Genomic DNA, 21,797 nt, shown 5'->3' on the forward strand with positions numbered 1-21,797 from the left:
TACGTGGAATCCATTGGCGCCCACTTTAGTTTTATGAAAAGAAAATGAATAGGTGTCCGTCCGCGGATATCTAAAAACACACAAATTGGGGGAAATAATGAAGAATATCAACCGTGCTCGAGTATGGACGTCACACTTTCTGTGTTTGTGGTTTATGAAGTTCTGGCTATCGTGTCAGTTGGACAAGGCAGCCGCGCATAATGGAACGCCATCCGAGGACCATCGCGAGAGGGGCGACGTGCCCGGCTGGGTCATGATCACATTGATGTCCGCTGCCCTCGTGGCAGGCCTGTTGGCCCTCGCGGGTCCCGCCCTCGAAGGGCTCTTCAACCAGGCCATCAGTAAGGTCGGAAAGTAGCCCATGCCGTTCCACCTAGGCGGTGCGGAGTCCTGCGCCACGGGGCCAGTGCGATGCAATGAACGGGGATCGGCCGTGGTGGATTTTGTCCTCGTGGGAGGACTGCTCACGGCGTTCTTCCTCGCCATCATTCAGTTGACGCTGGTTCTCCACGTGCGCAACACACTGATCGACGCGGCGTCGTCGGGCGCTCGCTACGGCGCGCTTGCGGACCGGACGCCGGAGGACGCGGCCGTGCGCACGGCCGAGCTGATCGGCACCGCCCTCAACCCGGAATTCGCCCGGGACATTTCGACGTCGGAAGCCGGCTCCCAGGAGACCCGGATGTTGGAAGTCACGGTCAGGGCGCCTTTGCCTGTGATCGGGCTGGTCGGAGCCGGCTTCGCGCTGGAGGTGAAGGGACATGCCGCGGTTTTCGACTGACCGTGCAGCTCGTGCCGTTCGTGTGCGGTGCCGTACGGCGCTCTGCCTGCCGATCTCCGGCGTCAGGGAGGCCGAGTGCACCGCCCGATCGTCCGAACGAGGAAGCGCTACCGTCGAATTTACGTTCCTCGCGCTGCTCCTGATGGTTCCCGTTGTGTACTTCATCGTCACCATCGGGCAGATCCAGGGCGGCTCATTCGCCGTGGTCGGTGCTGCGGACCAGGCGTCAAAGGTGTACGTAACGCGGGACGATCCGCAACAAAGCCGCCTCGCAGCCGAACAAGCGGCCCTCTTGACCCTTGCCGACTACGGGCACCCGGCCGAGCGGGCCTCGGTAGATGTCACATGCGACCATGAAGATTGCAACGCGCCCGGCGGCACCGTCACGGTGACCGTCAAACTCAAAGTGCCCCTGCCGATGGTGCCGTTCGGAGATTCGATGAAGCTGGATGCCGCCCACCTGAATGCGTCGGCCACCCAGGTGGTTGGACGGTTCCGATGAGGCGATGGAGAACCAGGACCCGGGCTGTCAGGGATCTCGATGGGGAAGAAGGGCAAATGATGGTCTTGATCATCGGGTACGTGGTCATTGCCCTCCTGCTCGCGGTGGTGGTGGCGGCCGCCTCCGCGGTCTATATCGAGCACAAGAAGCTGCTTTCCGTGGCAGACGCCGCATCGGTCGCTGCCGCCGACAGCTATGCCCTCGGCGAGGTGGCAGGAGGAAGCGGAACCCCTTCGGCGGTCCTGAAAAGCGAACGGGTGCGAGGTGTCGTGGAGTCCTATTTGGCAAGGGACGGCACCCATTCCCGTTTCGACCGGCTGGCCATCGGCGATGGCACGGGAAGCCCGGAGAGTGCCACCGCCGAGGTGGTGCTGAAGGCCGTTGCCCATCCGCCCGTCGTCGGCTTCTTCATGCCTGAAGGCATAGTGGTCGAGGCCCGTTCCACGGCCCGGGCCCGGCTGACAAGATAGCGCGACCGCCTGGCAGGACAATGCAGGGCGTCATGCATCCGGTGGGCGCGCCACGCCCGGGCGGTCGATGGCGTACTCTGGAACAACCATGGCTGAGATTGATTTTCCCGCAGAAATCCGCGCGCTTCGTTCCACTTACAGCTCGATCGAGCAGGTTTCCGACGTCGAGAAGCTTAAGGAAGACATCGCTGAACTCAGCGAGCAGGCGGGGGAACCGAACCTCTGGGACGATCCCTCGTCCGCGCAGGTAATCACCTCCAAGTTGTCCCATCGCCAGTCCGAACTCGACCGTCTCAACAAGCTGGCCGGCCGCATCGACGACCTCGAAGTCCTTGTCGAGCTTGGCCAGGATGAGGGCGATGACGCTTCCATCGCCGAGGCCACCGCGGAATTGGACTCCATCCGCAAGGCGCTCACGGAGCTCGAAGTGGTGACGCTGCTGTCCGGCGAATACGACGAACGCGAAGCCGTCGTCACCATCCGGGCAGGCGCGGGCGGCGTGGATGCCGCCGACTTCGCCGAAATGCTCTTGAGGATGTACCTGCGCTGGGCAGAACGCCATGGCTATCCCACCACCGTCATGGACACGTCGTACGCCGAAGAAGCCGGCTTGAAATCGGCCACCTTCGAGGTCAAGGCGCCTTATGCTTTCGGCACCCTCAGCGTTGAAGCCGGAACGCACCGTCTCGTTCGTATCAGCCCCTTCGACAACCAAGGACGGCGGCAAACCTCGTTCGCCGCCGTCGAAGTCATCCCGCTGATTGAACAGACCGATTCGATCGACATTCCGGATAATGAGATCCGCGTCGACGTCTTCCGTTCCTCCGGCCCGGGTGGACAATCGGTCAACACCACGGACTCCGCAGTGCGCTTGACGCACATTCCCTCGGGAATCGTGGTGTCGATGCAAAACGAGAAGTCCCAGCTGCAGAACCGCGCGGCAGCCATGCGTGTGCTCCAATCCCGACTCCTTTTGCTTAAGAAGGAGCAGGAAGACGCAGAGAAGAAGGCCCTTGCCGGGGACGTGAAGGCGTCGTGGGGCGACCAGATGCGTTCGTACGTCCTCAACCCGTACCAGATGGTCAAGGACCTGCGCACCGAGCACGAAGTGGGCAACACCTCTGCAGTGCTCGACGGCGACATCGACGACTTCATCGACGCCGGCATCCGGTGGCGCACGGGAAACCGGAACAGCGAAGGCTAGGCGACCCCGCCCGATTGGGCGACACACCGGGCGAAGCCCCGCGATTCCTATGCGGTGCGTGCGTATAGTCGAAGAGCCGGCGCTCATCTTCCCCCATCGATAGCCCGCGTGCTGGCGGTTGGACTCGTCGAGCGCGGCATGTCCGGCGGGGTTCTGAAGAGTCATGATCCGATTTGAGAATGTCACCAAGGTCTACGACCCCAATGCCCGCCCTGCGCTGGATTCAGTGAGCCTTGAGATTGATCGGGGCGAATTCACTTTCCTAGTTGGAGCTTCAGGCTCCGGCAAGTCGACGTTCCTGCGACTCATCTTGAAGGAAGACCGGGCGACTTCCGGCTCGGTCTACGTCGCCGGCCAGAACGTGGCTAACATTTCGAGTTGGCGGGTTCCCAAGCTTCGCCGCGGAATCGGCGTCGTTTTCCAGGACTTCCGCTTGCTTCCGCAAAAGAACGTCTTCGCAAACGTCGCCTTCGCCATGCAGGTGATCGGCAAGAGCCGCGGCATCATTCGCGAGACTGTCCCTGAAGTGCTGAAGACGGTGGGACTTGAAGGCAAGGAACGCCGCATGCCCCACGAGTTGTCCGGTGGTGAGCAGCAGCGAGTCGCCATCGCCCGCGCGGTAGTCAACCGCCCCGGCATCCTGCTCGCCGACGAACCCACTGGCAACCTGGACCCCATCACGTCGATGGGAATCATGGGCGTGCTCGACAAGATCAACCAGAACGGAACCACCGTGGTGATGGCCACCCACGACGACGATATTGTGAACGAGATGCGCAAGCGTGTCGTGGAACTTAAGAACGGCGTCGTTGTCCGCGACGAAGCCAAGGCCCTCTACACCTCGATGATTCCGGTTGTTGGCGAGTCTCGGCGGTTGAAAGACGCGAGCGAAGCCGAACTCGACCGTGCGCAGGGGGTGCAGCAGTGAGGCTCGCATTCATCCTCGGCGAGATCGGCAGCGGTCTGCGCCGGAACCTTTCCATGGTTGTGTCCGTGGTCCTGGTGACGTTCGTGTCGCTGACGTTTGTTGGCGCAGCCGGCATGCTCCAGCTGCAAATCAACCAGATGAAGGGTTACTGGTACGACAAAGTCCAGGTTGCCATCTTCCTGTGCAACGATTCCTCGACGGCGACCGGTTGCGCCTCGGGCGCAGTGACCAAGGAACAACAAGACAACCTGGCAAAAATGCTCGACTCGCCAGCCGTGAAGCCGTACATCAGCGACTACCAGTTCGAGTCCCAGGCGGATGCCTTCAAGCACTTCAAGGAGCAGTTCTCGAACTCTCCCATTGTCGATTCGGTGACCCAGGACCAGCTTCCGTCTTCCTTCCGGATCAACATGAAGAACCCGGAAAAGTATCAGATCATCAGCGAGACGTTCTCCTCCCAGCCGGGCGTGGAGACTGTAAGTGACCAACGCCAGGTCCTCGAACGGATCTTTGAGTGGATGAACGGGGCATCCGTGGCTGCGATGGTGGTGGCCGCCGTCATGATTTTCTGCGCGGTCCTGCTCATTACCACAACCATCAGGTTGTCTGCCTTCAGCCGTCGACGGGAGACCGGCATCATGCGGCTCGTGGGGGCATCGAAGACGGTCATCCAATTGCCTTTCATACTGGAGGGCGTCATCGCGGCGGTGGTCGGAGCGTTACTGGCGTCAGGCACATTGTGGCTCGTGGCCCAATTCTGGCTAAATGGTGACCTGTCCAGGCAATTCCTGAATACGCCGTTCATATCCTCGACGCAGGTCCTTGTCATAGCGCCGGTCCTGATTGCGTTGGGCGGCGGATTGGCTGGAATCTCCTCACTCCTGACCCTTCGCCGATACCTCAAGGTGTAGCCATGAAAGCGATGATTCCCGGCACGCAGCCCGATCGCCGTCGATACCGCACGGCGGAACAAATGCGGGTGGTGAGTGGCCGCATGAAGTTCGCGGGGTCAGTACTGGCGATTGCCTTGGCCGCCAGCCTAAGTACCGCGCCCCTGGCGCATGCCGACGACCTCGACGATCAGCAGGCGGCGCTCAATGCGGAATCCGCACGTGTGCAGCAGTCTTTGGAATTCGTCGACGCCAACATCGCCAAGGCGGCAGGGGACCTCGTGGTCTACCAGGGCCGTTTGCCTGGTGCGCAGCAGGCCCTTCTTGAGGCGCAGGGCCGGGTCGCCTCCGCCGTAAAGGAAGCCGAAGCCCTCGCAGCGCGCCTGGACCTGGCGCAGCAAAGCAAGGCAAAGATCACCGAGCAGCTGGAGAACGACAAGCAAAAGATCTCCGACACGAAGAAACTCATCGGACAAATTGCGGCCCAGGCGTACAAGTCCGGCGGTGTCCCGACCAACGTCGCACTGCTGTTCGGCTCAAACGACACCGGCAATTTCACAGACACCATGGATCTCGCCAATCAGGCAATGCGTAGCCAAAACGCGGCGATGACCAAATTGACCCAGCAGAGCGCCACGAACGTTAACTCGCAAGCCCGCCTAGCCGCCGTCGAACAAGAGATCAGCGATCTCAAAGCCAAAGCGGATGCGGCGTTGGAGAAGGAAAAAGCGGCCCGTGACGATGCCGCTGCAAAGAAGGCCGAAGTGGACAAGCTCATCGCCGACACCACCCGCCTCAACAGCCAACTGCAAGCGGCCAAACCTGGAATCCAGGCCCAATTGGCCCAAGTGAAGGCGCAACAGGATGCGGTAGCGGCGGAGATTTCCGAGCGCGACCGCAAACTTCGTGAAGCATGGCTGGCCGAGCAACAGCGCATCGCCGCAGCCGCGGCCGCAGCAGCAGCCGCGGCGGGCCAAGCAGCGCCGGCGCCTTATGTACCACCCGCGAGCAATCCCCGCTCGAACTTCGGCCTGATCCACCCCGTGCCCGCGAACATCCCGATCACCTCGGGATTCGGCTGGCGTGCGACGCCGCCGGGAACCATCGATTTCTACGGCCAGGGCGGCTACATGCACACCGGCATCGACTTTGGCGCGCCGTGCGGTACGCCCGTCTATGCCGCGGCCGCAGGTACCGTGTTTTCGGCTGGTTGGGGCAACGACGGCGGCGGTAACCGGGTCAAGATTTCCCACGGAGTCATCAACGGCGACTCCCTGACTACGGTCTACTACCACAACACCAGCGTGGTGGTTTCCTCTGGCCAGCAAGTCAGCCAAGGCCAACTCATTGCGTATTCGGGCACCACGGGAAACTCAACTGGCTGCCACGTGCACTTCGAGACCTGGGTCAATGGCCAAGCCGTCGATCCCATGGGCCTTTTGTAAGCGCATTCTCAAGGATTCCGTTGGCGTAGACTAGGGGGATTCTTCAACTATCAAGGAGTTCTACCGTGCCCAAGGAAAGTGGCCGTAAGGTAGTGGCCACCAATCGCAAGGCCCGGCATGACTACCACATATTGGATACCTACGAGGCCGGAATCGCCCTCATGGGAACCGAAGTAAAGTCATTGCGCGAAGGGCACGCGTCCATGGTCGATGGATTTTGCACCTTCTACAACGACGAATTGTGGATGGAGAGCGTCCACATCCCCGAGTACAACCAGGGGAGCTGGACCAACCACGCTGCCCGCCGCCGTCGGAAGCTGTTGCTCCATCGCGAGGAGCTGAACAAAATCTCCGGCAAGATCCGCGAAAGCGGCCTCACCGTGGTCCCGCTCCAGCTGTACTTCCTCGATGGCCGCGCGAAGGTTGAGATCGCCTTGGCGCGAGGCAAGAAAGACTATGACAAGCGCCAGACGCTGCGCGAGCAGCAGGACAAGCGCGAATCACTGCGGGAATTGCGGGAGCGGAACCGCCGTTAAGGCCGGGCACCCCGGAACGGACACGCCCGTAGCCAGGTTCGGAATGTTCACGTGCGCTTATGCGTTATGATGGTTAACCCGGCAGGGAAGAACAGTGGATTGCTTCTGGCAAGTCGTTGGCCTGCGGGATTGGTAACAAAATACGGGGATGATCGGTTTCGACGATGTTAGTCGCGACAGGTGAAGCGGGCCGAGGATGCAGAATTATCTCGTAAACGCTGTCTGCAAACCAATAAGTGCCAACTCTAAGCGCACTGACTTCGCTCTTGCTGCCTAAGCAGTAAGACAGTCCGTCAGCCCGAGGTTGCTATTGCCCCGGTTCCTGGCGTCATTTAGATAGCCACTGCTGTTTGCCTTCGTCATCGGGGCAAACGGGACTCTTAGATGACTGGGCCCGGATCAGCCACCTGTTCGCAGGATGGTTGGGGCCGAGAAAATCCGACGCGAACTGCGCCCGGAGAAGCCCTGACAACACGACATCGGACGGGGGTTCAATTCCCCCCATCTCCACATTTGAAACACCCCCCGGTCTTCGGACCGGGGGTGTTTTGTTTCCCGGGGTACCTGGCTGAGGGAGTCCAATCGTTCACCCACGGCGTACCCGGGAACGGACTAACGGCGGCAAGTGATTCGTTGATATAGACACCACCGGTTACAGGAGGTGCACCATGAGCACATTGCCCGAACAAGCCCTTCCCGAAGACAGCCCGGGCGCCCCGTTGGACGACGACCTGTTGGATGCCTATTCGCGGACCGTCATGCGCGTCGCGGAGTCAGTCACGCCGCACGTGGCGGCCCTGGAGATGAGCAGCGCGCGTAGGAACGGACAAGTGAGGATCGGCAGCGGGTCCGCCGTCGTATTTACGGGCGACGGTTTCATGCTGACCAATGCCCACGTCGTTTCCGGACTTCAAGCCGGAAGGGCGATTTTCGCCGACGGGACGCATACCGACGTCGAACTCGTCGGAGCGGATCCGCTCTCCGACCTTGCCATCGTCCGGGGGCACCACACACCGACGCCCGCCGCCCTGGGCGACGCGGAAACCCTGCGGGTGGGTCAACTGGTCATTGCGGTGGGCAATCCGCTGGGGCTGGCGGGATCCGTAACGGCCGGTGTGGTCAGTGGCCTCGGACGATCGATCCCGGTGCGCTCCGGACGGCACAGCCGCGTCATAGAGGACGTCATCCAGACGGACGCCGCCCTGAATCCCGGTAATTCCGGGGGAGCGCTGGCGGATACCCGCGGCCGGATCGTTGGCATCAACACCGCCATTGCCGGCCTGGGCCTGGGGCTTGCCGTTCCCATCAACGCCACGACGCAACGCATCATAGCCGCGCTCCTCAAAGACGGACGCGTGAGGCGGGCATACTTGGGCCTGGTCAGCACCCCGATTCCTTTGGCTGCGAGTGCCGTCATCCGGACGGGGCAGAAGGAGGCATTGCGGGTGGTGGAAGTCATCGCCGGGTCCCCGGCCGAACGCGCCGGATTGATAGCGGGCGATCTCGTCTTGAGCGCGCAGTCCCGAGCGGTATCGAGTGCCGAAAGCCTGCAGAAACTCTTGTTTTCGCAAGCGATAGGTGAGCCGTTCCCCCTGACAGTGCTTCGGGACGGGAAGGTCCTCGCGATCGTGGCTGTTCCCAGCGAGATGACCGACGGCGACGCGTAGAACAGCCGGGGTGGATGGCCCCGGCTGGCGCTACTTCTTCCGCAAACGGCCCACGGGATCCGCGGCGGCTTCGGTGTCGTGCTTCGCACGCTTCACGGCCCGCTTTTCCTTGATGGTCTTGATGCTTTTCTTCATCTCGTGTTGGTGCGGCGCTTTGTCAGGCATGTCATGCTCCCTAACTACGGATCTTCAGTGAAGACCCTGCAAAGAGGGCCCTGAAGGACCCTCTTCTTGTAAGCTACGCCTGTTTTGGCCGAAAGCAACCGGCCTCTAACCGCCCTGCGAGTCAGGAATCAGCCGGGACGTCCACGATGCCCACGAACCTCGAACCGATACCCTCGAATTCGCTCCGGACTTCTCCGGGCAGCACTCCAGGAACTTCGCTATCGCGGTGGTGTCCGCAGAAGACATAAGTGAATTCAGGCCACCACTTCTTGGGGCGGGCAGCCTCGGCGTAGCCGCACACCACACAGTTGAGGTGTACCCAGACCGGCCTCTTCCCCGTGCGGTTTGCACGTGACTGGACCAACCAGGCGGGCGGACTGTCCTGCAGTTCAGTGAGTTCGGCCTGCGACAACCTGGTGGGAATTCCGTGGCGCTGCGCCATTTCAAGGGGAATGTCGAGGGCTATGGCGGCGTCACGTCTACTGATCACCTTTCAACGATACGGGACTCCCGGACGTTGCCGGTCCCGGGTCCCTCTCCCGGCGCGCGGCAGCCGGTCCGAGAGCCGGCACCGGCCCCGCGAAACCGGTGCCGGATCCGCCACGTCCCCGGCAGGCGTAGGCTGTGCTCATGACCGATGCAGCGGCCCTGCTGCCAAGCACTCCGCTGCAAAAGCGGGTCCTTGTTGTGGCTATCGTGGCTTCCTTCATTGCCATCCTTGACGGGTTCGTGGTCAACTTGGCCCTCCCCGCGATCGGGCGTGAGCTAGGCGGCGGGCTCGTGATCCAGCAATGGGTAGTCGACGCGTACCTACTGACCCTGGGCGCGCTGATCCTGGTTGCTGGTTCGTTGTCCGACCACTTTGGCCGCGCCCGGATCCTTGAGTGGGGACTTGCCGGCTTCACCTTGACCTCCGTCACGTGCGGGCTCGCGTGGAATGGTGAAGTGCTGGTGGTATCCCGAGCGCTGCAAGGAATCGCCGGGGCGCTCTTGGTTCCGAGTTCGCTCGCCATGATCGTGACCTTTTTCGCCGGCCCAGCGCAGTCCAAAGCGATCGGCCAATGGTCGGGCTGGACGAGCGCGGCGGCCATTGTGGCGCCGCTGATCGGTGGAGCATCCGTCGACCTGCTCTCCTGGCGGGTCATCTTCTTCATCAACGTAGTTCCGGCCGTGGCCGTGTGGCCCATCCTGATGGGCCTGCGGAAGTCCGACGCAGAGACCGACACCAGCAAGAAGATCGACTACCTTGGCGCTTTCCTGGCCATGCTTGGACTGGGCGGCCCGGTATATGCCTTCATCGAGCAAGGACGGATGGGTTGGAACAACATGCTCGTCTGGATCCCGCTCGTGCTCGGGGCCGTGGCGTTGGCGTTCTTCCTGGTCCATGAAGCCAGGACGCCGGCTCCGATGCTGCCTTTGCGGCTTTTCGGCATCCGTAACTTCGGGTGGGGGAACCTCGCAACCCTCGCCATCTACGGGGCGCTGTCCTTTGGCTTCTTTTCGGTGGGCATCTACCTCCAGCAAGTGGGCGGCATGAAGGCCACGACGGCGGGAATCGCCTTGTTGCCTTCCACCCTCCTCCTGATGCTGACAGCGTCCTTCTTCGGCGGCCTCGCCGGCAAATACGGGCCCCGTTGGTTCATGGCGGCTGGCCCGTTTATTTGCGGAATCGGCTTCCTCATGACGCTGACCGTCCAGGACCCGCTGAACTACTGGACGCAGGTCCTGCCGGGGCAGATCGTCTTCGGCATCGGACTCAGCAGCCTGGTGGCACCCCTCACCGCAGCGATCCTTGGCGCCGTCCCCACTGAGGAAGCGGGGATCGGCTCCGCCGTGAACAACGCGGTTGCGCGCATCGCGGGTTTGATCTGCATAGCGTTCGCGGGCCTCATTATCGGACCGGTCTTCACCCGCCAAGGCCTCTACAACGCGGTGATTGTCACGGCGGTACTGTTCTTCATCGGGGCCACGGCTTCCGCCGTCGGGATCCGCAATCCTGTACTGGGAGCCCCGGTGACGGAAGCTGCGGAAGGTTCGGGGCCCGACGACGGCGGGTCGGCTGCCCAGCGGGCGTGACCCGAAGCGGTCCAAACGCGAGCGGGGTCAGCGTCCCGCGAGGGCGCACCCTTCGTGCTCGGTATCTGTTGCCACCCAGAGAGCCGAGGTCACTTCATCGCCGAGGTCGTAGTCCCGGCTTTCGCCGCCATGCGCGATCCGGACCACGAGCGCGCCACCGAACGGCTTGCGCCCGATGACCTCTATTTTGGCGTCAAGGTCAATTTCCTCCGCGGAAAGATAACGCAGGAGTTCGGGGTTCTCGTCGCTGATCCGGGTGATCTTGCCCGAATGGCCGTCGTCGAGCTCGATCATCCGGTGTGCATGCGGGAGGTTCACTGAACCGTCGGCCGCCGGGATAGGGTCCCCGTGCGGATCGCGGGCGGGGTTGCCCAGCTTTGCGGCCATCCGCTCAATGAAAGTATCCGTGACAGCATGCTCGAGCATCTCGGCTTCGTCATGGACTTCGTCCCAGCTGTAGCCCAACTCGCGGACGAGGTACGTCTCAATCAGCCGGTGCCTGCGCACCATGCCCAGGGCGAGTTCCATTCCCTCCGGCGTCAGCGTGATGGCGCTGTAAGGCTGGTGGTCCACGAGGCCTTGGTCCTTGAGCTTGCGGACCATCTCGGAAACCGAGGAATTAGCCACGCCCAGGCGCTGCGCGAGCTGGGAGGAGGTGATGGGCTTGTCCTGCCACTCCGTGAAGGAGTAGATGACCTTGACGTAGTCCTCGATCGAGGAGGAGGGCGCACTGGTCTTCACGCTTCCAAGCCTATCGCGAACCGTCACTTCTCAGGCTTTCCGCGCCCGCCAGCTCTGGGTCAGATAAGGCAGCATGAGCACGTCGCCCTCGACGTAGCCGAGATGTTCGAAGAGGTACCACTGGAGATTGCCCATGACCTTGGCGCGTGTGACCTCATTGGCCCTCAAGTAGTAGCTGCGCGACTTCACCAATTCGAGGACGTCATCCGGGGTCACGGGATCCTCCCAACGGGTCAGGTGGCTCTCGAGCCCCGTGAACTCGGGTCCCATCGCTGGCCGGAAGTCCGGTTTGTGGACGTCGCCGGCGTGCATGATGCGGGACAAACGGTGAACCCACGGCACGGAGGTATCCAATTGGTTCCAGACCAATCCGATCACGCCTCCGGGCCGAAGGATGCGGGCGGCTTCTTTGCTGGCTTCGATGGGGTCGAACCAGTGCCAGGCTTGGGCAACGCTGACGACGTCGAATGCTGAGTCCGCCAGTCCAGTTGCCTCGGCCGTTCCCTCCAAGGCGTTCACCTGCGGGTAGGCCTTCCGGAGCTGGGCGAGCATGTCCGTTGAGGGGTCCACGGCGGATACGGCCAGGCCGCGCTCCACGAGGAGGGCGGTGAACTTTCCGGTGCCGGCGCCGACGTCGGCCGCGTCACGCGCGCCGTCCGGTATCACCCAGTCGGCGGAATCCGCGGGGTACCCGGGCCGGACACGCTCGTAGTGCTCGCCGCCGTCCTGGAAGCTTTGGCCCAGTTCGAGGCGACGTTGCTCAAAGAGCTTCGGACCGGTTGACGTGCCTTTGGGTCGTGGAACCACCCAGGAACTCCTTCGTGGGGCGTGGAAATACCCTACGAATCTACCTCAATCAGTCAGTGCTGCAGGGTGCGGCGCCCGCGGTCCCCGGAGTGTTCGGCGCCCACTCAGGGTAGCTGCGGTGGTCATTGGCGGGCACCCAGCGGCCGGCATCAACCACGTAGTCCCAGCCAAGGCCGTCGCTCTTGAGCGCCTTGATTCCAGCGATGAGCCGCGTAGCGTCCTCCAAGCGCGAACCGACGCCGAAGCTCGCACGCAGGGATCCGGACGGAAGGCCGAGCCGCTTGAGCAGGGGATGCGCGCAGAACCGGCCGTCACGCAGGCCAATGCCATGCTCTGCCGCGAGGTACGCCGCGACCAGGCCGGCGTCGTAGCCTTGCAGCGAGAAGTTCACCACGCCGATGGTGTCGGCGGGGTCGGTATCGCTGAAGATCTGGTGGACGGTCACGCCGTCGATTTCCTTGAGGCCGTCGACCAAGCGCGTACGGATGGCGGCCTCATGGGCGTGCCATTCGTCGTTGTCGAGGCTGGCGATGACCTGGGTGGCCCGCGCAAGGGTAGCGGCTCCGAGCACGTTCGGGGAGCCGCCTTCGTGCCGCGCGGGTCCCGTGGCCCAGCTGACGGAATCAAGCCGCGCTTCGCGGACGGCTCCGCCACCGGCGAGGTGCGGGGTACCGGCGTCGAGCCAGTCGGGGCGGCCCACCAGGACTCCCGCGCCGAACGGTGCGTAGAGCTTGTGTCCGGAGAACACCAAGTAGTCGATGTCTGCCGAGGCGACATCGATCCGGCGGTGCGGTGCGAGCTGTGCCGCGTCAACCACGATTCGTGCGCCGAACTCGTGCGCAAGGGCTGCCAACTCCTTGATGGGCAGGATTTCGCCGGTCACGTTCGAGGCGCCGGTGACGGCAAGGAGGCTGACTCCGCCTTGGGCGAGGGCAGCGCGGACGTTGTTCACGGTCTCCGCCAAGGTTTCCGCCGCGATTATGCTGCGGTGCGGGACGCCTTGCCACGGGAGGAGATTGGCGTGGTGTTCGATGTCCAGGTACAGGACTTCGCCAAGGTACCGGCCGTCCTCGGCAGGCAAGCAACCGGCCAGGAGGTTGAGGGAATCCGTAGTGTTGCGCGTGAAGATGACGGAGTCGTCCGGACGTCCACCGACGAATTCGCGCACGATGTTGCGGGCGTTCTCATAGACGGAAGTGCTGATTTGGGAAGCGTAGCCGGCACCGCGGTGCACGCTCGCATAGTACGGCAGGATCTCGTTCAGGTACGCCGAAACCACCGTCAGCGCGGGAGCTGAAGCACCATAGTCGAGGTTGGCGTACCGGACGTGGCCGCCTTGGATCAAGGGAGCCTGCAACTCAGCACCGGTGACGGCGGCCAGCGGGCGGGCTGCAGGGGATTCGACGCCGGAATGTGCTGAAGCAGCGGCGATGACGGGAGAAGTAAACGTAGCTGTGCTCATGGAACCTCACTCAAGAGGGACCCCTGGTGACAGGGGATCCGCGCTTGCCGTATCCGTTCCGGACCGGCCGGGTCGTCACCCGGGGCACCCCGCCGCGACGGAGGGTTGCCGGCCAGCAAACCGGGGTTTCACGCTGGCACTCGTGACCTGTAAAGAGACTAGGACACGGGCGCGGAGGGTTCCAAGGCGGCCCGTATTGTTAAGCGGATATTACGATCGCCGAAAAAACGCCGTTCTGTCGAAGAAAAAGTGGCGGACGCCCCGAAAAAGGAGCGTCCGCCGTCGAATATTCAGAAAACCCGATTAGAGGAGATCGTCGATTTCCGGATTCAGCCGCTTGAGGACTTCGGAATGGAGGATCGAGTTGGTGGCAACGGCATTGCCGCCGAAAGGTCCGTCGGCGCCTTCCAAGGAGGTGAAGCGCCCGCCGGCTTCCGTGACGATCGGCACCAATGCCGCCATGTCGTACAGCGCGAGTTCGGGTTCGGCGGCAATGTCCACAGCGCCTTCGGCCACGAGGCAGTAGGACCAGAAGTCGCCGTATGCGCGGCTGCGCCAAACGTCATTCTCAAGAGCCAGGAAGTTGTCCAGCGATCCTTGTTCCTTCCATTCGGAAAGCTCGGAGTAGGACAAGGAAGCGTCCGCCAAGCGAGACACGTTGGAGACCTTGAGCCGCGTGGCGGCTGCGAGCGAGCGGCCCATGTATGCGCCCGAACCTTTGGCGGCCCACCAGCGCTTGCCGAGAGCGGGTGCGCTGACGAGCCCCACCACCACTTCGCCTTCGTCAACGAGGGCGATCAGGGTTGCCCACACTGGCACCCCGCGCACGAAGTTCTTGGTCCCGTCGATGGGATCGATGATCCAACGCCGTGAGCCGTGGCCGCTGCTTCCGAATTCTTCCCCGATGACGGCATCGCGCGGACGGGAACGGGAGAGCTGCCCGCGGATTGCTTCCTCGGCTGCTTTGTCGGCGTCAGTGACGGGGGTCAAGTCCGGTTTGGTCTCGACCTGGAGGTCCAGGGCCTTGAAGCGCTCCATGGTCAGGGAATCGACGGAGTCCGCCAGGACATGGGCAAGCCGCAGGTCGTCGTTGTAGCTCGGATCGGGTTGGGTCATGATTACAAACTACCGTCTATCGTGCGGCGAACTGTGGATGTCGGGGCGCTACTGAGCGGCGGAACTAGGTGACGCTGCCCAGTTCTTTCGTCTCTTGGGCTTCCTGGCGCGGGTCAGCCCCCAGGAGTCGGCGCAACGACGAAAGCCGGGCAGGTCCGGCGTCGCCCGCATGGCCTTCCGCGACCCATGAGTCGAGCCCGCAATTGATCGCACTGGCATCATGCTTGCAGCCGCGCTCACATGTATCCGTGCCGGGTTCGAGGTCGGGGAACGCGTGCAGGATGCGGTCGGGATCCACATGGGCCAAGCCGAAGGAACGGATGCCCGGGGTGTCGATGATCCAGCTTCCGTCCGGGGCGTCGCTCAACTTCAGGGCGAGGGCGGACGAAGAGGTGTGCCGTCCGCGGCCGGTCACGGCGTTGACCCCGCCGGTGGCGCGTTCCGCACCGGTAAGGGCGTTCACCATGGTGGACTTCCCGACGCCGGAGTGCCCCAAGAGAACTGTAACCTTGCCATCCAGGTGATCCCGCAACTGCCCGACGGCGCTTCCGTCCAGACGCGCGGACATGCCGTCATCGGACCGGGCATCGATACCGGAAGCGTCGGCATCGGCCGTCCGGCTGATGATGACAGGGAAGCCGAGGCTCACGTAGTTAGCGAGCAATTCGCCCGGATCCTTGACGTCCGCCTTGGTGACGAGGAGCAGCGGCTCAATTCCGGCGTCGTACGCTGCCACGAGGGCGCGGTCGATGAAACCGGTACGCGGCTCGGGGTTGGCGGCGGCAACCACCACTACTAGTTGGTCGGCGTTCGCGACGACGGCGCGCTCGACGGGGTCGGTGTCGTCGGCACTGCGCCGCAGCAGGGTCTTGCGGTCTTCGACGCGCACCAGCCGGGCGAGGGTGTCCGGCGCGCCGGACACGTCCCCGACGAGTGCCACGAAATCGCCGGGGACCACCGGGGAGCGCCGCAGTTCGCGGGCACGGGCCGCGATGACGACGCGCTCATGGTTGGAGCCTTCGCCCACCACCGCGGTGTAGCGGCCGCGGTCCACCGTGATGATGCGCCCGATCACCGCGTCATCGTGGCTGGGACGGTCTTTTGTGCGGGGGCGTGAGCCCTTCTTGTTGGGGCGGATCCGGACGTCGGATTCGTCCCAGGAACGTGCGTCGCGGGCCATTGTCAGTTGCTGGACCCTGCCGAAGCCGTGCTGCCGGCGGCGGCGTCCGCGGCCAGCATCGCCGCCCAGATCTGCGGGAATTCGGGCATGGTCTTCGACGTGGTGGCGATGTCTTCCACCTGGACGCCCTCGACGGCGAGCCCCAGGATCGCACCCGCCGTCGCCATGCGGTGGTCCGCGTAACTGTGTACGACGCCGGCATGCAGCTTTGCGGGCCGGATCACCAGGCCGTCGCTGGTTTCCTCCGCGTCGCCGCCCAGGCGGTTGATTTCGGCTACCAGCGCGGCAAGCCGGTCTGTTTCGTGGCCGCGCAAGTGGGCGATCCCGGTGAGCCGGGAAGGTCCGGAGGCCAAGGCGCACAAAGCAGCGACCGTGGGGGCGAGCTCGCTTGTTTCGTCGAAGTCCGCTCCCAGGATTTCTGCTCCGCCGGTGACCGTGAGCGTGCCGTCCGCCAGCGTGACGGTGGCTCCCATGGTTTCGAGGATGCCGCGCCAGAGGTCGCCCACCTGGGTTGTGTTGCTTGGCCAGTTGGGGATGCGGATGGTTCCCTTGGTTGCCAGCGCTGCGGCGAGGAACGGGCCGGCGTTGGACAGATCCTGTTCGATGCGTTCGTCGAACGCTTCAATCGGGCCGGGGGCCACTCGCCAATGGTTAGGAACCGAATCATCGACGTGGACGCCGACGCCCCTCAAAACGGCCACGGTCATGTTGATGTGGTCCAGGCTCGGGACGGGCTTGCCGACATGCTCCAGGTGGAGGCCCTCTTCGAACCGCGCACCGACAAGCAGCAGGGCGGAGACGAATTGCGACGACGCGCTCGCGTCGATGACCAAGTGGCCCCCGCGCACGGAGCCGGTGCCCGATACCTTGAACGGCAAGGACGTCGCGGGCCGCCCGTCTTCCGTGCCGACGTCGACTCCGAGGGCGCGGATGGCTTCGATGATGGTGCCCATGGGTCGCTTGCGGGCATGGGGATCGCCGTCGAAGACCGCGACACCTTGACGAAGCGCGGCGATGGGCGGCACGAACCGCATGACCGTGCCGGCAAGGCCGCAATCGATGGCGGTAGTGGATGCTGCAGTCGTCGGGTCGATCGGCGTGACCTCAAGGTCCGGGCCGTAGTGCCCGTCGCCGGGAACCTCCGTGACCGTGGCGCCAAGGCTCCGCAAGGCTTCAATCATGAGGGCTGAATCCCGCGAATGCAGCGGAGCCCGCAGCCTGGACGGCCCGTTGGCCAACGCTGCCAGCACGAGGTACCGGTTGGTCAGGGATTTTGACCCCGGAACCGAGACGGTAGCGTCCACGGGGCGGGCGGCGAAGGGTGCCGGCCACAAGGGAAGTGCGGAGTCCGTGGTGCCCTGGGCCAAATCGCCGGGCTGCGTTGAATTGCCTGCGTGCGTTGCGGGTGTTCCTGGCATTGCTTCGTTATGCTCCAACTGCGTGGTCTACGGCCTTGCGAACGGCGCGGTCCGTCTTCTTGAGTTGCTTCCCGGTGGCCTTCTTGGCGTCCATCGCCAAGTGCTCTGCGCGCCACGCGAGGCTGGGCCGTCCGGCAGTGTCCACGGCAGCGAGCAACACGCCACCGGTCAGGGAGAGATTCTTGAGCAGACGCGAACGGCGGGCGATCCGGCCTTCCTTGGTGCTGATGTCAGCCGAGCGGTACTCGACGAAAGTGTTCAGTGCCGAGATGCCGGCGAGGAGTGTGGCCGAGATCCGGGAACACTTCCCGAGCGCAAGCAGGGCGCCGGCGCCCACCTGGGTTCCGCCGATCACGCGAGCAAGCATTTTCTCATCCGTCGCGAAGGGCAGGGTCTCCGCCGCCCTGCGGAGCAAGGGGGAGAGCTGCTTGGCCGTGTCATCCGCGTTCTTGAGCTTGTCCAGCCCGGCGATCACGAAGCTGGAAGCCAACATTGGCCTGGCGAGAAAACGGACGAGGGACATGTTTTGCCTCCTGGAGGGCTTGCCACGGTTTTCAGGTGGTGCTGCTTCCGCGTTCCGTAATTTGTGCGCGGTTCACCGGAGCAGTCGGTCCTAGTCTTGCATCTTTGCGGAATATTTGCCCGATGCCTGCCGTTGTGAGTAGAAGGTGCGGCACGGGCTGGACCTTCGGTTGTGGTGCGCCGCGGTGCGCTTGCAAGTCACATCGTGCGAATGAGTGGAGATGGTTTCTTGGCCTTGGTGAAGGACCGCGAGGAGCACTTGGCCCCCGGCCGTGAGGCGCCAATGGACCCGCGGAGGGTGACAGTAGACTTGGATGCAATGAGCACCAAGGATCCGGCCGCAGCGGCCATGTATGAAGCAGCGATGGAGGCCGCGGACACGCCGTCCGGCAACGACGCAATTGTAGAGGCCGCCGTCGAGACTGCGGTGGACTTTGCAAGCGAGACTCCCGGACAGCGGCGCGCGCGTTTTGAGCGCGACGCCATGCAATATGTGGACCAGCTCTATTCGGCTGCCATGCGCATGGCCAGGAACCCTTCCGACGCAGAGGACCTCGTCCAGGAGGCCTACACCAAGGCCTTCTCTGCCTTCCACCAGTACAAGCCGGGGACCAACCTCAAGGCGTGGCTTTACCGCATCCTGACCAACACCTACATCAACCTTTACAGGAAGCGGCAGCGTGAGCCGCTGCAGTCGAACTCGGACACGATCGAAGACTGGCAGCTGGCGCGGGCGGAGTCGCACTCGTCCACAGGCTTGCGCTCGGCGGAGGCGGAAGCACTGGACCACTTGCCGGACTCGGACGTCAAACGCGCGCTGCAGTCCATCCCGGAGGAATTCCGGCTCGCGGTGTACTTCGCGGACGTCGAAGGCTTCGCGTACAAGGAAATATCAGACATCATGAACACCCCGATCGGAACGGTCATGTCCCGGCTTCACCGCGGCCGGAAGATGCTGCGCGATCTGCTGGCGGACTACGCCGCCGACCGGGGAATCAACGCCGCCACCGAAGAAAAGGCCTTGGCCACGGGTGCGGCCGAAAGCAAAAAACAGGAGAAAAGGAAATGAGCTGCCAAGGATTGGGCGACTGCGACGATGCTCGGATGCAGCGTATCTACGAGTACCTCGACGGTGCGTTGACGCGGGAAGATATCGCGGAGATCAAAGAGCATCTGGACAGCTGCCCGGAGTGCACGGAGCAGTATGACCTCGAGTGCGTTATCCGCACGGTCGTCAAGCGATCTTGCACCGAGGCTGCTCCCGAGAACCTCAAGAACTCGATCCTGGACAAGATCCACGCGATGAATACGGTGGACGTCTAAGCTCCCGGAACGGCAAGGGCCCCGGAAACCTCATGGTTTCCGGGGCCCTCCGCATTAAGTCTTACGCTAAGCCGCAGGCTTAGGTGTTGGGACGCTTGCCGTGGTTTGCGCCGCCGCGCTTACGGTCACGACGCTTACGTGCACGCTTGCTCATAGCTGGCCTCCTTAGATTCTTTGATACTCAACAAAGCTGCCCTCCAGTCTCCCACATCCGGGGGTCGCGCCGCGAACCGGGTCCGTTGCCTCGCGGACCGGCGTCGCCATGCCGGATCCAGCTCAGCTCCGCAAGGAATTCCGGATGGAGATCCGTGCCTGGTCGAGGACGGTCCGCACGGTTTCGAGGGCGACTGGAGTCAAAGGCATGGAGCCGGCGTGCTTGCGCAGCTCGACGCGGATGTCGTCGCGGAACGACTGGACCATGAGCTCGGCTTCCTTGAGGACACGGTCGCCCTCTGGCGAGTAGGTCCGTGACCGGGGTTGGGATTCCGTGGTTTTCGCGTTCGCGCGGGCAGCCTCAGCAGTGGCGGCCAGGTCGGCTCGCAGTCCACGCATGTTGTTGCGGATGTCTTCGCGCAGGTCGTCGGCCAGCCGCCTCACGGAGGCCGAAATGCTGTCTTCGACGTCGGCCAGTTCCTGCCGCCGGTTGTTGAGTTCCGCGAGTCCGGCAGCTGTGATCGAGTAGTTGGTCCGGCGGCCATCGCTGCTTGTGGCCACCAGTCCTTCTTCCTCCAGTTTGCCAAGCCTGGGGTAGATGGTGCCCGCGCTGGGGGAGTACGTGCCGCCGAAGCGTTCACCAAGGGCTTTGATGAGCTCGTAGCCATGTTTGGGACCGGACTCGAGGAGTGCCAGCAGATACAGCCTCAAGGCCCCGTGGGCGAAAACGGGAGGCATCAGATACCCTCTTCCTCCGGTTGGGGACGGGTGTTTCCGGAATTCGGCCCGGTGCTGTGGAGGATGTATGTCTTGCCTGACACGGAGTTCGTGCGCACTACCATGAGCTTTTCGTCCGGACCTGCGATCGTCTGGATCTTGCTGCCCGGCTGAATGAATCGCTGGTTGTCGATGACGACCGTCCCGCTCGCCGATTTGGCGGTCACGTCCACTCCAATGTCCCGCGGAAGTCGGATAGTGATGTCGCCGGACACCGAATTGCCGCCGAAGTCCCGGGTGTAGCCGTGGAGATCGAAACTGAGGTCGCCGCTGACCGTGGTGGCTCGGATGTTCTTGAAGTCGCCCGACGCCGTCACTTCGCCGGAGACGCTCTTGGCGGTCATGACGCCGTCATGGTTCCTCGCGATGACCTCGCCGCTGACCGTGTTGACGTGGAGCTCGCCGTGGGTACCGTCAGCGAGCACGGAACCGGAAACGGTATTGAGGCGGATATTGCCTTCGACGCCGGAAACCATCCCGTCGCCGCTCACGGTTCCGGCTTCCACATCGACGCCGACCGGCAACGCAATGCTGATGACGACCGTGTTGGTACTCGTGTTGTTGACCGTTCCCATGAGGTTGCGGAACCATCCTTGCGGACCGTGAAGCTGGTGGCGGACTTCGAGCCTGCCGTCGATGAGCGTGACACTCAACGGATCACCCGCGATTTCGGAGATTTCGACCCTCGTTGTCGTTTCGTCGTGCGTTACGACGTCGAAGCGGCCCTTGACGATCCCGAGTTTGAGTGAGCGGACGCCGTCGACGTCTATGGTCTGCGGACCGGTGACGGTCCAGTTCTCTTCTGACATGACCCCTCCAGAAATGCGATATATCGCGTTGACAAGTTCACGATATATCGCGTTTTTGGGATCCGCAAGGGGTTCGGGCGCGAAAGAAGGCACGGACCGCGTGGTCCGTGCCTTCTTCGCATCCGCCTTTTGTCTTTCGGGTCGGCTCTCTATGAGCCTATTCCGGCTGGGAAATCCGCAACCATTGGAACCAACCGCGGTGCAGCACGAGCCAGGCCATCAGGCCGTATCCCGCCTGGCCCGGAGTGCCGCCATTCGCCGCGAGGTCGGTGCGCCATTGTTCATGGTTGAGCAAGGGAGAAAACGTATCCACATACTGGTGGTTGCGACGTGTAGTGACGTCAGCGAACGCAGCGTTGAGCTCCGCGATCCGGCGGTTCTTCGCGGGATCCAACGTCGGCGGTGGACCGACGACGAATACTTCGATGCTGCTGTGGGAAGCTCCGTCCAGGATATTGGCCAGGTTGAGCCGGCTGCGCGCAGTCGAGATGCCGAATTCAATGTCCCGGCAGGACAAGCCGATCACCAAGCGGTTCTCATGGATATCGCTGAAACGCCGCCCAGCCTCGTCCATCCAGCGGGCCGCGAGGCCTTCCGTCCCCTCCATGGGGCAGGGCAGGGAATAGCTCTCCACCAGCACGGAGTCCTGGGGTGTACGTGCGAGCACCCTTCCAAGCCAGCCCAAGGCTCGGGGATCACCGAGCCCGGCGAGTAGTTCATCACCTACAGCTGCGATGCGCAGCTTCCTGTCTTCCACAGTTACCTCTTCACCAAACGTCGCGGTCCATGCACTGTGTCCGGCCGGGCGGCGGGATCGCCGAACAC

Annotated in this window: 26 protein-coding genes, 1 other RNA gene and 1 riboswitch; of the genes, 14 read left to right on the forward strand and 13 right to left on the reverse strand. The window is 63.1% G+C overall.

What is annotated here, in order from left to right; all coding sequences use genetic code 11:
* Positions 1-154: 154 nt before the first annotated feature.
* The 11 genes from E1809_RS09330 to E1809_RS09380 all read left to right on the forward strand — a co-directional run bounded on the left by E1809_RS09330 (position 155) and on the right by E1809_RS09380 (position 8,423).
* Positions 155-358 carry a hypothetical protein gene (locus E1809_RS09330; RefSeq protein ID WP_133203960.1) on the forward strand — a complete coding sequence of 68 codons (204 nt, stop codon included), beginning with the start codon at positions 155-157 and terminating at the stop codon, positions 356-358.
* Between the two features lie 3 nt (positions 359-361).
* The gene (locus tag E1809_RS09335; protein WP_133203961.1) at positions 362-781 is read left to right on the forward strand and encodes a TadE/TadG family type IV pilus assembly protein; all 420 of its coding nucleotides are present in this window, start codon (positions 362-364) and stop codon (positions 779-781) included.
* Complete coding sequence (locus E1809_RS09340; protein ID WP_165962265.1) at positions 762-1,283, forward strand: hypothetical protein; 522 nt, start codon at positions 762-764, stop codon at positions 1,281-1,283. Before E1809_RS09335 ends, E1809_RS09340 begins: the two co-directional genes overlap by 20 nt.
* A 56-nt stretch (positions 1,284-1,339) precedes the next feature.
* Positions 1,340-1,753, forward strand: a complete 414-nt coding sequence (locus tag E1809_RS09345; protein ID WP_133203962.1) for a pilus assembly protein TadG-related protein — start codon at positions 1,340-1,342, stop codon at positions 1,751-1,753.
* 88 nt (positions 1,754-1,841) lie between these two features.
* Positions 1,842-2,957, forward strand: a complete 1,116-nt coding sequence (gene prfB, locus E1809_RS09350; RefSeq protein ID WP_133203963.1) for a peptide chain release factor 2 — start codon at positions 1,842-1,844, stop codon at positions 2,955-2,957.
* Between the two features lie 163 nt (positions 2,958-3,120).
* Entirely contained in the window at positions 3,121-3,885 is a 765-nt protein-coding gene (gene ftsE, locus E1809_RS09355) for a cell division ATP-binding protein FtsE (RefSeq protein WP_133203964.1), read from the forward strand.
* Complete coding sequence (gene ftsX / locus E1809_RS09360; RefSeq protein WP_133203965.1) at positions 3,882-4,796, forward strand: permease-like cell division protein FtsX; 915 nt, start codon at positions 3,882-3,884, stop codon at positions 4,794-4,796. The genes ftsE and ftsX overlap by 4 nt, the downstream gene beginning before the upstream one ends.
* 83 nt (positions 4,797-4,879) lie before the next feature.
* Positions 4,880-6,220 (forward strand): peptidoglycan DD-metalloendopeptidase family protein, encoded by a 1,341-nt coding sequence (locus E1809_RS09365; RefSeq protein WP_374102687.1) that lies wholly within the window; start codon positions 4,880-4,882, stop codon positions 6,218-6,220.
* A 65-nt stretch (positions 6,221-6,285) separates the two neighbouring features.
* Positions 6,286-6,756: an SsrA-binding protein SmpB gene (smpB, locus tag E1809_RS09370; protein WP_133203966.1), complete on the forward strand. Its 471-nt coding sequence runs from the start codon at positions 6,286-6,288 to the stop codon at positions 6,754-6,756.
* 144 nt (positions 6,757-6,900) lie between these two features.
* Positions 6,901-7,269, forward strand: a transfer-messenger RNA (tmRNA) gene (ssrA, locus tag E1809_RS09375).
* Positions 7,270-7,424: 155 nt separating this feature from the next.
* Positions 7,425-8,423: a S1C family serine protease gene (locus E1809_RS09380; RefSeq protein WP_133203967.1), complete on the forward strand. Its 999-nt coding sequence runs from the start codon at positions 7,425-7,427 to the stop codon at positions 8,421-8,423.
* A gap of 30 nt (positions 8,424-8,453) precedes the next feature.
* Here the strand turns inward: E1809_RS09380 and E1809_RS27710 are convergent, their stop codons facing one another.
* Positions 8,454-8,588 (reverse strand): hypothetical protein, encoded by a 135-nt coding sequence (locus E1809_RS27710; RefSeq protein ID WP_268908671.1) that lies wholly within the window; start codon positions 8,586-8,588, stop codon positions 8,454-8,456.
* Between the two features lie 121 nt (positions 8,589-8,709).
* A complete protein-coding gene (locus tag E1809_RS09385) occupies positions 8,710-9,078 on the reverse strand; it encodes a hypothetical protein (RefSeq protein WP_133203968.1) in 369 nt (122 codons plus the stop codon).
* Positions 9,079-9,218: 140 nt separating this feature from the next.
* Between E1809_RS09385 and E1809_RS09390 the strand changes: the two genes are divergently transcribed.
* Complete coding sequence (locus tag E1809_RS09390; RefSeq protein WP_205754148.1) at positions 9,219-10,664, forward strand: MFS transporter; 1,446 nt, start codon at positions 9,219-9,221, stop codon at positions 10,662-10,664.
* Between the two features lie 27 nt (positions 10,665-10,691).
* Here E1809_RS09390 and E1809_RS09395 read toward each other — a convergent pair whose 3' ends face one another.
* The 7 genes from E1809_RS09395 to E1809_RS09425 form a co-directional block, all read right to left on the reverse strand.
* A complete protein-coding gene (locus E1809_RS09395; protein ID WP_133203970.1) occupies positions 10,692-11,405 on the reverse strand; it encodes a metal-dependent transcriptional regulator in 714 nt (237 codons plus the stop codon).
* Between the two features lie 30 nt (positions 11,406-11,435).
* Complete coding sequence (locus tag E1809_RS09400) at positions 11,436-12,212, reverse strand: class I SAM-dependent methyltransferase (RefSeq protein ID WP_133203971.1); 777 nt, start codon at positions 12,210-12,212, stop codon at positions 11,436-11,438.
* 49 nt (positions 12,213-12,261) lie between these two features.
* Positions 12,262-13,674 (reverse strand): aminotransferase class V-fold PLP-dependent enzyme, encoded by a 1,413-nt coding sequence (locus E1809_RS09405; RefSeq protein WP_133203972.1) that lies wholly within the window; start codon positions 13,672-13,674, stop codon positions 12,262-12,264.
* Positions 13,675-13,709: 35 nt separating this feature from the next.
* A riboswitch (SAM riboswitch) is annotated at positions 13,710-13,822 on the reverse strand.
* Positions 13,823-13,977: 155 nt separating this feature from the next.
* The gene (gene hisN, locus E1809_RS09410) at positions 13,978-14,790 is read right to left on the reverse strand and encodes a histidinol-phosphatase (protein ID WP_133203973.1); all 813 of its coding nucleotides are present in this window, start codon (positions 14,788-14,790) and stop codon (positions 13,978-13,980) included.
* 64 nt (positions 14,791-14,854) lie between these two features.
* The gene (rsgA, locus tag E1809_RS09415; RefSeq protein WP_133203974.1) at positions 14,855-15,970 is read right to left on the reverse strand and encodes a ribosome small subunit-dependent GTPase A; all 1,116 of its coding nucleotides are present in this window, start codon (positions 15,968-15,970) and stop codon (positions 14,855-14,857) included.
* 2 nt (positions 15,971-15,972) lie between these two features.
* Positions 15,973-17,388, reverse strand: coding sequence for a 3-phosphoshikimate 1-carboxyvinyltransferase (gene aroA, locus E1809_RS09420; RefSeq protein WP_133203975.1), 1,416 nt, complete (start codon positions 17,386-17,388; stop codon positions 15,973-15,975).
* A 7-nt stretch (positions 17,389-17,395) separates the two neighbouring features.
* Complete coding sequence (locus E1809_RS09425; protein ID WP_133203976.1) at positions 17,396-17,911, reverse strand: DoxX family protein; 516 nt, start codon at positions 17,909-17,911, stop codon at positions 17,396-17,398.
* 228 nt (positions 17,912-18,139) lie between these two features.
* On the opposite strand from E1809_RS09425, the gene E1809_RS09430 reads away from it, so the two are divergent.
* Together E1809_RS09430 and rsrA are read left to right on the forward strand one after the other, a co-directional pair.
* Positions 18,140-18,979: a sigma-70 family RNA polymerase sigma factor gene (locus tag E1809_RS09430; protein ID WP_374102688.1), complete on the forward strand. Its 840-nt coding sequence runs from the start codon at positions 18,140-18,142 to the stop codon at positions 18,977-18,979.
* The gene (gene rsrA, locus E1809_RS09435) at positions 18,976-19,233 is read left to right on the forward strand and encodes a mycothiol system anti-sigma-R factor (protein ID WP_133203977.1); all 258 of its coding nucleotides are present in this window, start codon (positions 18,976-18,978) and stop codon (positions 19,231-19,233) included. Before E1809_RS09430 ends, rsrA begins: the two co-directional genes overlap by 4 nt.
* Positions 19,234-19,312: 79 nt before the next feature.
* On the opposite strand, the gene E1809_RS27970 is transcribed toward rsrA, so the two are convergent.
* From E1809_RS27970 to E1809_RS09450, 4 genes are all read right to left on the reverse strand, one after another.
* Positions 19,313-19,387 (reverse strand): 50S ribosomal protein bL37, encoded by a 75-nt coding sequence (locus E1809_RS27970; protein WP_369299106.1) that lies wholly within the window; start codon positions 19,385-19,387, stop codon positions 19,313-19,315.
* Positions 19,388-19,509: 122 nt separating this feature from the next.
* The gene (locus E1809_RS09440; protein WP_133203978.1) at positions 19,510-20,124 is read right to left on the reverse strand and encodes a PadR family transcriptional regulator; all 615 of its coding nucleotides are present in this window, start codon (positions 20,122-20,124) and stop codon (positions 19,510-19,512) included.
* The gene (locus E1809_RS09445) at positions 20,124-20,972 is read right to left on the reverse strand and encodes a DUF4097 family beta strand repeat-containing protein (protein ID WP_133203979.1); all 849 of its coding nucleotides are present in this window, start codon (positions 20,970-20,972) and stop codon (positions 20,124-20,126) included. Before E1809_RS09445 ends, E1809_RS09440 begins: the two co-directional genes overlap by 1 nt.
* A gap of 157 nt (positions 20,973-21,129) precedes the next feature.
* Entirely contained in the window at positions 21,130-21,729 is a 600-nt protein-coding gene (locus E1809_RS09450; protein WP_133203980.1) for a GDSL-type esterase/lipase family protein, read from the reverse strand.
* Between the last annotated feature and the right edge of the window lie 68 nt (positions 21,730-21,797).

The organism is Arthrobacter terricola (assembly GCF_004354015.1).
GTDB classification, from domain to species: Bacteria; Actinomycetota; Actinomycetes; order Actinomycetales; family Micrococcaceae; genus Arthrobacter; species Arthrobacter terricola.